This window comes from Gemmiger qucibialis (genome assembly GCF_027689445.1).
Lineage (GTDB): Bacteria > Bacillota > Clostridia > Oscillospirales > Ruminococcaceae > Gemmiger > Gemmiger qucibialis.
In genome coordinates this window covers 183,492-195,529 of sequence record NZ_JAQFEN010000001.1, presented here as the reverse complement: position 1 = coordinate 195,529, position 12,038 = coordinate 183,492, and the positions used below count along the sequence as shown (strand labels likewise).

The 12,038-nt window shown below is 57.9% G+C and carries 10 protein-coding genes; 8 read left to right on the top strand and 2 right to left on the bottom strand.

Going from position 1 to position 12,038, the window contains the following annotated elements; genetic code table 11:
• The first annotated feature begins 343 nt into the window (after positions 1 to 343).
• The 8 genes from coaBC (at position 344) to PG062_RS00850 (ending at position 10,122) form a co-directional block, all read left to right on the top strand.
• Positions 344 to 1,552, top strand: a complete 1,209-nt coding sequence (gene coaBC, locus PG062_RS00885) for a bifunctional phosphopantothenoylcysteine decarboxylase/phosphopantothenate--cysteine ligase CoaBC (RefSeq protein ID WP_270750624.1) — start codon at positions 344 to 346, stop codon at positions 1,550 to 1,552.
• 214 nt (positions 1,553 to 1,766) lie between these two features.
• Positions 1,767 to 2,855 carry an ABC transporter ATP-binding protein gene (locus tag PG062_RS00880; protein WP_333559363.1) on the top strand — a complete coding sequence of 363 codons (1,089 nt, stop codon included), beginning with the start codon at positions 1,767 to 1,769 and terminating at the stop codon, positions 2,853 to 2,855.
• A gap of 3 nt (positions 2,856 to 2,858) precedes the next feature.
• Positions 2,859 to 3,722, top strand: a complete 864-nt coding sequence (locus PG062_RS00875; RefSeq protein WP_113999028.1) for an ABC transporter permease — start codon at positions 2,859 to 2,861, stop codon at positions 3,720 to 3,722.
• Between the two features lie 16 nt (positions 3,723 to 3,738).
• The gene (locus PG062_RS00870) at positions 3,739 to 5,223 is read left to right on the top strand and encodes a GldG family protein (protein WP_270750620.1); all 1,485 of its coding nucleotides are present in this window, start codon (positions 3,739 to 3,741) and stop codon (positions 5,221 to 5,223) included.
• Positions 5,224 to 5,262: 39 nt separating this feature from the next.
• Entirely contained in the window at positions 5,263 to 6,285 is a 1,023-nt protein-coding gene (locus PG062_RS00865) for a DUF4340 domain-containing protein (RefSeq protein ID WP_270750618.1), read from the top strand.
• A gap of 681 nt (positions 6,286 to 6,966) precedes the next feature.
• Positions 6,967 to 8,217: a glycoside hydrolase family 3 protein gene (locus PG062_RS00860; RefSeq protein WP_270750617.1), complete on the top strand. Its 1,251-nt coding sequence runs from the start codon at positions 6,967 to 6,969 to the stop codon at positions 8,215 to 8,217.
• A gap of 28 nt (positions 8,218 to 8,245) precedes the next feature.
• On the top strand, positions 8,246 to 9,307 hold the full coding sequence (locus PG062_RS00855; RefSeq protein WP_270750615.1) for a glycosyltransferase family 4 protein: 1,062 nt from the start codon (positions 8,246 to 8,248) through the stop codon (positions 9,305 to 9,307).
• On the top strand, positions 9,304 to 10,122 hold the full coding sequence (locus PG062_RS00850) for a DNA-3-methyladenine glycosylase family protein (protein ID WP_270750614.1): 819 nt from the start codon (positions 9,304 to 9,306) through the stop codon (positions 10,120 to 10,122). Before PG062_RS00855 ends, PG062_RS00850 begins: the two co-directional genes overlap by 4 nt.
• A 176-nt stretch (positions 10,123 to 10,298) precedes the next feature.
• Here the strand turns inward: PG062_RS00850 and PG062_RS00845 are convergent, their stop codons facing one another.
• Both PG062_RS00845 and PG062_RS00840 read right to left on the bottom strand, forming a co-directional pair.
• A complete protein-coding gene (locus PG062_RS00845; protein ID WP_270750612.1) occupies positions 10,299 to 11,822 on the bottom strand; it encodes a YifB family Mg chelatase-like AAA ATPase in 1,524 nt (507 codons plus the stop codon).
• On the bottom strand, positions 11,792 to 12,034 hold the full coding sequence (locus tag PG062_RS00840; protein WP_270750611.1) for a hypothetical protein: 243 nt from the start codon (positions 12,032 to 12,034) through the stop codon (positions 11,792 to 11,794). The genes PG062_RS00845 and PG062_RS00840 overlap by 31 nt, the downstream gene beginning before the upstream one ends.
• Between the last annotated feature and the right edge of the window lie 4 nt (positions 12,035 to 12,038).

Here is a 12,038-nt window from a genome sequence, read left to right as displayed (position 1 = left end):
ATAAAAGTATAAAATGCGCAGAATGTAAAATTACAGTTTATTATAGCAGTTCGCAGCCCGTTTGCCAACTGTTGAATTCCCTTTAGGCAACACCACACAATTCCCGCCTTGCGGCTTAAGCACCGCTCCGGCGGCTGCGGCACGGCATCTGCGTTGCCAAAATGCTCGATAATACACAAAGTATTATCTGCGCTTTTGGCTTGGCATCTGCCGCACCTCGCTCGCCGTATCGGCACTTAGAATTATGCGGTATTGCCTTTACTTTTGCCCCCCGGCAGGATATACTTAAAAGCAGAACAATACGGGCAGCCAGAAGCCCGGCCAAATATAAGGATGTGTTATCATGAACCTGAAAGGCAAAACCATTGTGCTGGGCATTACCGGCGGGATTGCTGCTTATAAAATGCCCAATGTGGCCCATGCCCTGGCCAAAGCCGGCGCCAATGTGCATGTGCTGATGACCAAAAACGCCACGGAGTTTATCACCCCGCTGGTGTTTGAAACCCTGACCAACAACCGCTGCATTGTGGATACCTTTGACCGCAACTTCCAGTATGATGTGGCCCATGTTTCGCTGGCCAACGCGGCGGATTTGATGCTGATCGCCCCGGCAACCGCAAATGTGATCGCCAAGCTGGCCCACGGCCTGGCGGATGACATGCTGACCACCGTTACCCTGGCGGCCCGCTGCCCCAAGCTGGTGGCCCCTGCCATGAACACCCATATGCTGGAAAACCCCATCACCCAGGATAACCTGAAAACGCTGGAACATTACGGTTTCACCGTCATTCCCTCCGGTTCCGGCCTGTTGGCCTGCGGCGATACGGGCTCCGGCCGCCTGCCCGATGAAGGCGTTCTGGTGGACTATGTGGCACGGGAGCTGGAACACGAAAAAGACATGCAGGGCATGAAAGTGGTGGTTTCCGCTGGCGGCACCCGCGAACCGATGGACCCGGTGCGCTACCTGACAAACCATTCCACCGGCAAAATGGGCTATGCCGTGGCCCGCGCCTGTATGCTGCGCGGCGCGGATGTGACGCTGCTGACATCTTCCGACTTGCCGCCGGTTCCGTTTGTCAAAATGGTGCCTTTTGCCACCGCGGCAGAACTGTTTGAAGCTGTCAAGGCCAACGCCATGGATGCGGATGCCCTGGTGATGGCCGCCGCTGTGGCGGACTACCGCCCGGCCCAGGTGGCGCAGGATAAGATCAAAAAGCACGATGGTGAACTTTCAATTGAGCTGGAACGCACGGATGACATTCTGGGCTGGGTCGGCGAGCACAAGCCGGAGCAGTTGTTTGTCTGCGGCTTTTCGATGGAAACGAAAGATCTGATCGAAAATTCTACTGCCAAGCTGCACAAGAAAAACATGGATATGATTGTGGCCAACAATGTCAAGGTGCCCGGCGCCGGTTTTGGCGTGGATACCAACGTTGTAACCCTGATTACCGAAAGCATTTCCACCGCGCTGCCGCTGCAAAGCAAGGATGATGTTGCCATGCACATTGCAGACGTCATTGTGAAAGCAAAGCGGAAAAAACAGAAAAAGTAAAGCTGCCCCCCGCAAAAGAAACGAAGCAGCAAAAGAATAAGCTGATTTGGCACCCCTGCAGCCGCGCAGGGGTGCTTTTGCATGTGCACACAATTTTCACATCCTGGCAAAAAAACGACGCACAATTTTCACAAATAGGCAGTATACTTCTGGATAGTTCAGGGGTACGCCTGCCCTGCGGCGGGCGGCCCCCAAGAAAAGGGGAGTGCATCCATTGATCGAAGTCAAGCATTTGACCAAGCGTTACGGAAAACACACTGCGGTCGATGATATCAGCTTCACTGTGCAGGACGGCTGTATTTACGGCCTGCTGGGGCCCAACGGCGCCGGCAAATCCACCACAATGAACATGATCACCGGGTATCTTGCGCCCACGGGCGGCACCGTTGCCATTGACGGCCATGATGTTCAGGAAGAGCCCAAGGAGGCCAAAGCCTGCATCGGCTACCTGCCGGAAATTCCGCCGCTGTATACCGATATGACTGTGCAGGAATACCTGCTGTTTGTCAGCGAGCTGAAAGGCAAAAAGAAAAAAGCGGACCGCGTGCAGGATGTAGCGCAGGCCGTGCAGCGCGCTGGGCTGCAGGAGATGGAAAAGCGGCTGATCCGCAACCTTTCCAAAGGCTACCGCCAGCGCGTTGGCATTGCCGCTGCGCTGCTGGGCAGCCCCAAGGTGATCATTCTGGACGAACCCACCGTTGGCCTGGACCCCGCCCAGATGATCGAGATCCGCAACCTCATCCATGACCTGGGAGAGACCCACACCGTCATCCTTTCCAGCCATATCCTGAGCGAAGTGCAGACGATCTGTGACCGCGTGCTGATTATTGCGCACGGTAAAGTGGCCGCCCAGGGCACGCCGGAAGAGCTGGCCGCCCAGCTGGCTGCCCGCGGCATGATTGCCGCCACGGCACTTGGCACCAAAGAACAGATTCTGGCCGCTGCCGCCAAGGTGGAGGGCCTGACCGACCTGCGCGTGACCGCAGAAAAGGGCGATGAAGTCAGCTTTACCGCCACCAGCACCACCGGTGCAGACCTGCGCGCGGCCCTGTCCAAGGCACTGGCCGAAGCTGGCTGCCCGGTTGTGTCCCTGACAAGCGATACGATGAGTTTGGAGGATATCTTCCTACAGATCACCGAGACTGCACCGGAGGAAGCCCGGCCGGAAGAAACCGAAGAACCGGCTCCGGAAGCGGCTGCCGCACAGCCGGAACAGTCTGCTGAGCCTGCCGAACCGCAGGCCCCGGCGGATGATACTCCGGAACAACCGGAAGCCGAAAACGACCAAAAGGAGGAAGAGTGAGCCATGTTTGCCATTTTTAAGCGGGAACTGCGCAGCTATTTCACCAGCCTGGTCGGCTATGTTGTCATTGGTGTTATGCTGGCGTTTATCGGGTTATATTACTCCGCCAACTGCCTGGTGTATGGCACGTCGGATTTTTCAACCGTTTTGTATTCTACCACGCTGGTCATGCTGTTTTTGCTGCCGGCGCTGACCATGCGCAGCTTTGCGGATGAACGCCGCAATAAAACCGACCAGCTGCTGCTCACCAGCCCGGTGGGTATCCCTTCTATCGTGATGGGGAAGTACTTTGCCCAGCTGGCGGTGTTTGCCGTGCCCATGGCGGCAGCGGCCATCATGCCGCTGGTGCTCACGGCCTTTGGCACCATCTCCCTTACCAGCGCTTACGCCACCTGGCTGGCGTACTTTTTGATGGGCGCTGCCTGCATTGCCATCGGCACCTTTGTCTCCGCCCTGACGGAAAACCAGATCATTGCGTACCTGGCTACTTTTGGTGCGCTGCTGATCTGCTACCTGATGAACGGCATCAAGAGCCTGTTCACCAGCGGCAACACGCTGGCATTCATCGTGTTCTGCGTGGTGCTGGCGGTTGTGGCTCTGCTGGTCGGTCTGGCCTGCAAAAATGTCACGGTGGGCAGCGCGGTGTTCTGCGGCGGTGCCGTGGTGCTGGTGCTGCTGTTTAAGCTGCGCCCGGCCTGGCTGCTGACCGGCTTTAACAGCGTGCTTGGCGCGCTGGCACTGTTCCAGCCGTTTACGGATTTTGTGGGCGGCATGTTCAGCGTGACCGGCATTGTGTATTATCTATCGGTGGCGGGACTGTTCCTCTTCCTGACGGGTCAGGCACTGGAACGCCGCCGCTGGAATTAATGAGGGGGGTCCGACGATGAACTTTAAGAAAAAGAACGCGGCCAATGCCCCTGCCCCTAACCAGGCACAGCAGGCAGCGCGCCGCCGCAGCCTGCGCAGCGGTGCTTACGCCAGCGTGCTGGCCGTTGTGGTGCTGGTGCTGGTAATTCTGCTCAACCTTGTGGTGGGCGCGGTGCCCACCAAGTTTACCCAGTTTGATATTTCCACCGGCAAAATGTTCACCCTGAGCGATACCACCAGAACCATGCTGCAGGAACTGAACACCGATGTGACCGCCTATTACCTGGCGGAAACCGGCAACGAGGATTCCAACATTACGCGAATTCTGGACCGCTATGCGGGCGAAAGCAGCCATTTTACCTGGCAGCAGCGCGACCCCGCGCTGTACCCCACCTTTGCACAGCAGTATGACGCGCAGAACGCAAGCTCCTCCAGCGTGATCCTTGTATGCGGGGATAACCACACCGTGGTGGACTACAATGATATGTATACGGCGGATTATTCCAGCTATTATACCACCGGCAGTTACACAATGAGCTTCTCCGCTGAGAACGCGCTGTCCTCCGGCATTGCCAAGGTCACGCGGGAGAGCAGCTATGTGCTGTACCAGCTGACCGGCCACGGCGAATCCAGTCTGGAAAGCGATTTTACCGAAACGCTGGATAATTCCGGCGTTACCATGCAGGACCTGAACCTGCTGACCACCGATACAGTGCCCGAAGATGCCGCAGCCCTGCTGATCAACGACCCGCAGGCGGACCTTTCCACCCTGGATGCCGCTGCCATCAAGACCTATCTGGAAAACGGCGGCCACCTGTTTGTGACCACCGATCTGACGGTGAGTACCCCCAACCTGGATGCCCTGCTGGCAGAGTACGGCATGACCCGCCAGGAAGGCCTTGTGATTGAAAATGACAGCAGCTATTACCTTTACGGCACTGCACAGACGTGCCTTTTGCCGAACTTGAGTTCTAACGAGATCACCGCGGGCGTGACCGACGGCATGCATGTTTTTACCCCCGTGGCACAGGGCATTGTGAAAGGCGACAGCACCGATGACCTGACCCTGACCACCCTGCTGAGCACCAGTAGCACGGCTTACGCCATGCAGGATTACGCCCAGGCATCCACCGCTGAGCAGGGGGCAAATGACCCCAACGGCCCCTTTAACATTGCCGTTGCCGCCAGCAACAGCACCACTGGTGCAAAGGTAGTGTGGGTGAACTGCGCTAATCTACTGAACAGCAAGGGGATAGAGTATGTCGCTAGGGAATATGCCTCGTTGTTGATTGGTGGCAACGCACAGCTACTAACAAGTACCGTGAACTGGATGACCGGCGAAGAAAACGGTGTGGTGATTGACAGCAAGAGTATGAGCGCCGAAACCTTGACGGTACCTGCCAAGGCCATCATGCTGCTTGGCCTGCTGTTTACCATTGTGGTGCCGCTGGCCTTTATCGTGGCCGGTATTGCCATCACTTTGGTGCGCCGCCGCCGTTGATATTTCCAGTGCCGCAGAAACCTTAGGAGATAACAGCCAATGAACACAAAGAAAATGTTGCCCCTTTTTGTGCTGGTTCCCGTGGTGGTTGTGCTGGGCGTTGCCCTTGGCGTGCTGAACCATGCAGACACCGAGGAAGAGGATACCAGCATTGCACTGTGCAGCCTGGATGCTGACAGCGTGACCGCGATTGCCTACAAAGACGCCAGCGATGGCGCAACGTTGGAATCCGCCCTGACCAAAACGGATGATACCTGGACACTGGATTCTGACCCCGCGCTGCCCCTTGACCAGAGTAAGGCCCAAGGCGTTGCCGACAGCATGACCGCTCTGACCGCGCTGCGCGAACTGAGCGATGACGCCGACGTTGCCAGCATGGGCTTTGATACCCCGACTTATGAGCTGAGCCTGAAAACGGCAGATACCGAATGGACGCTGACCGTTGGCAGCAAGAACTCCATCACAAACAACTGGTATGCCCGCCTGAGCGCAGACGGCCCGGTGTATACGCTGGACAGTTCGGCCCTGAGCGGCATCTGCAAAACCGCAAAGCAGCTGTATGCCGCCCAGAGCATTACGGACATAGATGTGGACGATGTGACCAAGATGGTGGTGCAGACCGCCAACGGCGGAACCCTGAGCTTTGACCAGAATGACAGCACCTGGACGCTGACGGATGATGCGGAGTATAACCTGAATCAGGATATCGTCAAAAAGATGGCGAGCACCATCTGCGATCTGAAAACCAAGTGGAGCGTGACCGAACCGCAGGCCGATGCCGTGTATGGTCTGGATACCCCCAATGCCATCGTTACCCTGATCACATCGGACGGCACCAGCATCCAGTGCAGCTTTGGCGGCAACGATGCCGAGGACGATACCCTGTGCTACCTGCGCAGCTCCGGCGCAGCAGGCGTTGTGTATGAAGTGAGCACTGACGCCCTGAACGCCTTTGCCTATGACAAGGCAGCGCTGGAAGCCGAGGAGGAAGCCACCCCCGAAACCGCCGATGTTGCCGCCGAAGACCCGGTTGGCAATGACAATACCGTTGATGATGAATAATCGGTCCGGCAGCAAAGCCTGAACCAATGCAAAGCCCCCGGCACGGTGCCAAACCACTGTGTCGAGGGCTTTTTGCAGAGTAATGCGGGATTTTACCACTTGATTCCTGTAAATTCCGTTCCATTTTGCCGCGAGGCATGGTATAATCAAAATACAATAAAACACGCCGCAAGGCCAGCATATGCAGCAGTGCGCGTTGTGCGGGGAAAATGGCATTTCCCTATAGTGACCGCAGGGGCGCACATTGTGCACCCGCCAACTTAAGGCAAAGGCAGCACCGCACAATTCCCGCCTGACGGCTTAAGCACCGCTCCGGCGGCTGCGGCACGGCATCTGCGTTGCCAAAATGCTCGATAATGTCGGGTTGCGGTACCCGCATCGTGCTTCGGGGGCAAAAGCCCCTCGCACTCTGCGACCGCTGCCCCTGCTTCGGTTCGCTGTTTCCGCCACTGGCGGCGCTCACCTTTGCAGCATCCAGTATTATCTGCGCTTTTGGCTTAGCATCTGCCGCACCTCGCTCGCCGTATCAGCACTTAGAATTATGCGGTATTGCCTTAAGGCAAAGATATTTCCCTGTGAAAATATGGATAGGAAAAATGCCTTTTATGTAACAATTTGGATGACTTCTTCGTTTATCTTATTAGAGGATACACCCTAGACAAACAGCAGGGGGCGGTAAGCATGAAAAAAAGATTCGCGGCATTTGTGTCAACCGTTTTGGCGGCAGTCTTGTGCGCCTGTTCTGCTGCCCCAAAAGATGTACTCCCCAATAAGGCGGCCCAGCCGACCGAAGCACCAACACAGCAAGCCAAAACCACGCAGGCAGCACCCACGGAACAGCCCACCCCGGAGCCGGACCCCGTGCAGCAGCTGCTGGAGGAGATGACGCTGGAACAAAAGGTGGGGCAGCTCTTTCTGGTTCGACCCGATTCCCTGGACTTGAGCCAAACGCAGGACCAGATCAACGATGCCAAGGCGGACGGCGTGACCGAACTGACGGATGCCATGCGCCAGACTTTGGCGGAGTACCCGGTGGGCGGCGTGGTGATCTTTGGCAAAAATCTGGAAAGCCCGCAGCAGATCACCCAATTCCTGGACGATTTGCAGCAGGCGAGCGATACGCCGCTCTTTACTGCCATTGATGAGGAGGGCGGTCTGGTGGCGCGCCTTGCCAACAATGCCGCGTTTGACCTGCCCCAATACGAAAGCGCTGCGGCGGTGGGAACATCCGGTAACCCGGAAGATGCCCGCGCCATGGGCCGCACCATTGGCGGCTACTTAAAAGAATACGGCTTTAACCTGGATTTTGCCCCTGTGGCCGATGTGAACACCAACCCCGATAACCCGGTCATCGGTACCCGCGCGTTCAGCAGTGAACCGCAGACCGCCGCCGACCTTGTGGGCGGGGCGTGCGCCGGGTTTGCCGATGCGGGCATTGCCTGCACCCTCAAGCATTTCCCCGGCCATGGCGATACCAGCGAGGATACCCACGTTGGCACCGTAACGCTGAACAAAACGCTGGATGACCTGCGCAGCTGTGAGCTGGTGCCCTTTGCCCAAAATGTGAACAATGCTCCGCTGATTATGGTGGCCCACATTACCGTGCCGCAGGTAACAGGGGACGATACCCCGGCCTCCCTTTCCAGCGTCATGCTGACCGATCTTTTGCGCGGGGAGCTGGGCTATCAGGGCTTGATCGTGACGGATTCGCTGGCGATGCAGGCCATCACCGATGTGTATACCCCCGGTCAGGCGGCGGTCAAGGCGCTGCAGGCCGGTGCAGACCTGCTGCTGATGCCCAACGGCCTTGCCGATGCCTATACCGCCGTGCTGGAAGCTGTGCAGGATGGTACCATCCCCCAGCAGAGACTGGACGAAAGCGTGCAACGCATTTTGCAGTGCAAATACCAATACGGCATCCTGACGCAGTAACGCGGTGCCGTTTATAAGGAGAATGAAAATGCCTAAGTATACAGTAGACGGTTCGTTTTTTGTGCAGCAGCTTTCCGGCATCCAGCGCTATGCGCGGGAAATACTCGCTGCCATGGACCCCATGCTGGAACCCGGCGAGCTGGAAGTGGCGGTTCCGCCGGATTGTATCGTTCCCGAATACCGCAATATCAAGGTGGTCACCCTGCCGCAGTCCAGCGGCATTTTGGGCTGGCAGCGGGTGTATGGCCGATATCTGGCACAAAGCGGGCGCTGCTGGCTGGGCATGTGCAACGTTATTCCCATGTTCCACCGTGGGAACGAGGGCATTGCCGTGGTGCATGATGTGTGCTATAAAGCACGCCCGGATTTTTATACCGACCTGCGCGGCCGCACCAGCGCTGTCTGGCACTGCATGCAGTATGCGGCCATTGCCAAAAAGGCCAGAAAAATCGTGACGGTCTCGGAATTTTCCAAAAGCGAAATCGTGAAATATTACCATGTGAACCCCGAAAAGATCACCGTGGTGTATAACGCCTGGCAGCATATGCAGCGCGTGCGCCCTGACCCCATGCTGTTTGGTGAGTACAGCAAGTGGCCGCAGCTGAAAAAGGGCGAGTATTATTTCTCAATGTCCAACCTACTTAAAAATAAGAACTTTCCCTGGGTGCTGCGCGCTGCGCAGAGCAAACCCCAGGTTATGTTTGCAATTGCGGGCGGCGGCAGCCTTGCCAAAGAGGCCGCTGCCTTGGGGTTGGACCACCTGAATAACGTGATGTACCTTGGCTATGTGACGGACGGCGAAGCCAAAAGTCTGATGGAAAACTGCAAGGCGTTTTTGTTCCCCACGCTGTATGAGGGGTTCGGCATCCCCCCACTGGAAGCCATTGCCTGCGGTGCTCCACGCGTGATGGTGAGCAATACCCCCTGCATGCGGGAAATTTACGGCTCCCACGCTGATTACATTGACCTTTCCACCAACCACGGCAGTGTGGACCATGTAACCCCCGGCCGGGATGCCGCCGCCGTACTGCAAAAATACTCGTGGGAAGGCAGCGCCCGCCGCATGCTGGAGGTGCTGCGTGAGCCATGACCGTAACGATACCGGGTGATTTCGATCTGCAAAAAATAGCCGCCAGCGGCCAGGCGTTCCGCATTGCGCAAACGCCGCAGGGCTGGCGGTTTTTGGCCGGGGATAAGCTTTTGTACCTGCAGCCCGGCAGCGGTGATACGTATACAGCTAGCTGTACCCCGGAAGAATGGCAGGGCTTCTGGCACCGCTATTTTGATCTGAACCGCAATTATGCGGCCATCCGCGCCGCGGTGCCCAAACAGGATGCCTACCTTTGCGCAGCGGCCCGGGCCGGGGCGGGCATCCGCATTCTGCGCCAGGACGCCTGGGAGATGCTGGTTACCTTTATCATCAGCCAGCGCAAAAATATCCCGGCCATTCAGGCTTGCGTGGAAACGCTGTGTACCCGGTACGGTGCGCCGCTACTGCAGCCGGGCGGGAATGTGCTGTATGCGTTCCCAACGGCGCAGGCACTCGCCGCGGCAGGGGAGCAGGCATTGCGGGACTGTGCGCTGGGTTACCGCGCCCCGTATGTTCTGGCTGCCGCCCAGGCGGTTGCAGCGGGAGCGCTGGACCTTGCCGCGCTGGAAACCCTGCCCGATGCCCGGCTGCTGGAAGCTTTGATGCAGCAGCACGGCGTGGGCATCAAGGTGGCCAACTGCGTGGCCCTGTTTGCCTATGGCCGCATGGAGTGTGCCCCCGTGGATGTGTGGATCCAGCGTGTGATCGACCAGCATTACGCGGGCCAGAACCCCTTCCCAGCCTATGGCAATGCCGGAATTTTGCAGCAGTGGATGTTCTATTTCGCCCGTTCCGAAAAGGAACGGGCGAAATAGAAAGAATAATGAAAAAAGAATAAAGAATAATGCAGGTGGACCGCAGTGCTGCGCACGGCTCAGAAATATTAGTGCTCTATATTTGACGGAACTCTAATATTTTTGAGCGTTGTGCCAGCAACGCGGTCCACCTGCATTTTTAATTATTCTTTATTACTTATTCATTTGGCAAATATTCATTTGCCTACCGCCCTGTCCATTCTCCGGTATTGCAGCGCTTCCATCAGCTCTGCGGCGCCGATCTGTTCCACACCGTTCATGTCGGCAATGGTGCGGGCAACGCGCAGGATGCGGTCATAGGCGCGGGCGCTGTAGCCCATGCGTTCAAACGCACCGCGCAGCAGCTTTTCGGCGGCGGGGGCAAGCGGGCAGTAGCGGCGCAGCATGCCGCTGGGCAGCTGGGCGTTGCAGGTAAAGCCAAGGCCTTGGTAGCGCTGAGCCTGAATGGCGCGTACCGCGGCCACCCGCGTGCGGATGTCAGCGCTCGGCTCGCCGCCGGTTTTGGCGGCAAGGGCGTCGTACTCCACGGGGCGGGCCTCCACATGCAGGTCAATGCGGTCCAACAGCGGACCGGAAATCCGCTGCCGGTAGCGCTCGATCGCACTGGGCGTGCAGCTGCATTCCCGTACGCCGGAACCATAATACCCGCACTTACAGGGGTTCATGGCGGCAACCAGCATAAAACGGCAGGGGTAGGTGGCGGTGCCGTGTACCCGGCTCACGGAGATGCACCCGTCCTCGATGGGCTGGCGCAGCACCTCCAGCGCTTCGCGGCTGAACTCTGGCAGCTCGTCCAAAAACAGTACACCGTTGTGGGCCAGGCTGACCTCGCCGGGGCGGGGCACTGTGCCGCCGCCCGCAATGGCTGCGGCGCTGACACTGTGGTGGGGACTGCGGAACGGTCGCTGCTGCAATAATCCGGTTCCGGCCTGCACCAGCCCGGCAACGGAATAAATCGCGGTGGTTTCCAGCGCTTCCTCATAACTGAGCGGCGGCAGGATGCCCGGCAGGCGCTTGGCCAGCATGCTTTTGCCGGTGCCCGGCGGGCCCACCATCAACAGGTTGTGCCCACCCGCAGCGGCAACTTCCAGCGCGCGGCGGGCCTCCGCCTGGCCGCGCACATCCGCAAAATCGGGGCCAAGCCACTGCCCGGCGGCATCGTATCCTGTGCGGCTGGCGGGGCTGAGCTTTGCCTGCCCCGCCAGGTGGCGGATCACATCCGCAGCGCTGCGGGCGGGGTAAACTGTCAGCTGCTCGGCCACGGCGGCTTCGGCGGCGTTTTCGGCAGGAACAAACAGCTCGGTCACACCCGCCTTTTGGGCGGCAAGGGCCATGGGCAGGGCACCGGCAATGGGGCGCAGTGTGCCATCCAGCCCAAGTTCACCCAAAAATGCCTGGTGCGGCTCTGGCTGTGGGATGTACTGCTGCGCCGCCAAAATGCCGATGAACACCGGCAGGTCATACAAACTGCCGGTCTTGCGCACATCGGCGGGGGCCAGGTTGACGGTAACATGGCTGGCGGGCCAGGGGCAGTTCAGGTTTTTGATGGCACTGCGCACCCGCTCACTGCTTTCCTTCACGGCGGAATCCGGCAGGCCCACCATGGCAAATTTGGGCAGACCGCCGCTGATGTGGGTTTCCACGGTAACGGGGTAGCCATCCAGCCCCGTTACCCCCAGGCTGACAACGTGTGCATACATGGCGCAGCCAACTCCTTTTTTTCAACAAATTGCGTACTTTGATTATTTTCAGTATATCCTGTTCCGCCCGCGGCGGCAAGCATATTTTTTGTGCCCAAAATCTGCCTTGACGCTGTAGGGTAAAAAACAGGCAAAGCTCCGGCAAAAAGCCGGAATTCCAGCTTTTTTTGATTGACAACGCAAACTAAAATTGATATATTTAATTTGAACAAGTAA

Coding starts and splice junctions, on each gene's coding strand:
- PG062_RS00850 (WP_270750614.1), top strand. CDS start 9,304: ATGACCGTAACGATACCGGGTGATTTCGATCTGCAAAAAATAGCCGCC.
- PG062_RS00845 (WP_270750612.1), bottom strand. CDS start 11,822: ATGTATGCACACGTTGTCAGCCTGGGGGTAACGGGGCTGGATGGCTAC.
- PG062_RS00860 (WP_270750617.1), top strand. CDS start 6,967: ATGAAAAAAAGATTCGCGGCATTTGTGTCAACCGTTTTGGCGGCAGTC.
- PG062_RS00865 (WP_270750618.1), top strand. CDS start 5,263: ATGAACACAAAGAAAATGTTGCCCCTTTTTGTGCTGGTTCCCGTGGTG.
- PG062_RS00875 (WP_113999028.1), top strand. CDS start 2,859: ATGTTTGCCATTTTTAAGCGGGAACTGCGCAGCTATTTCACCAGCCTG.
- PG062_RS00855 (WP_270750615.1), top strand. CDS start 8,246: ATGCCTAAGTATACAGTAGACGGTTCGTTTTTTGTGCAGCAGCTTTCC.
- coaBC (WP_270750624.1), top strand. CDS start 344: ATGAACCTGAAAGGCAAAACCATTGTGCTGGGCATTACCGGCGGGATT.
- PG062_RS00870 (WP_270750620.1), top strand. CDS start 3,739: ATGAACTTTAAGAAAAAGAACGCGGCCAATGCCCCTGCCCCTAACCAG.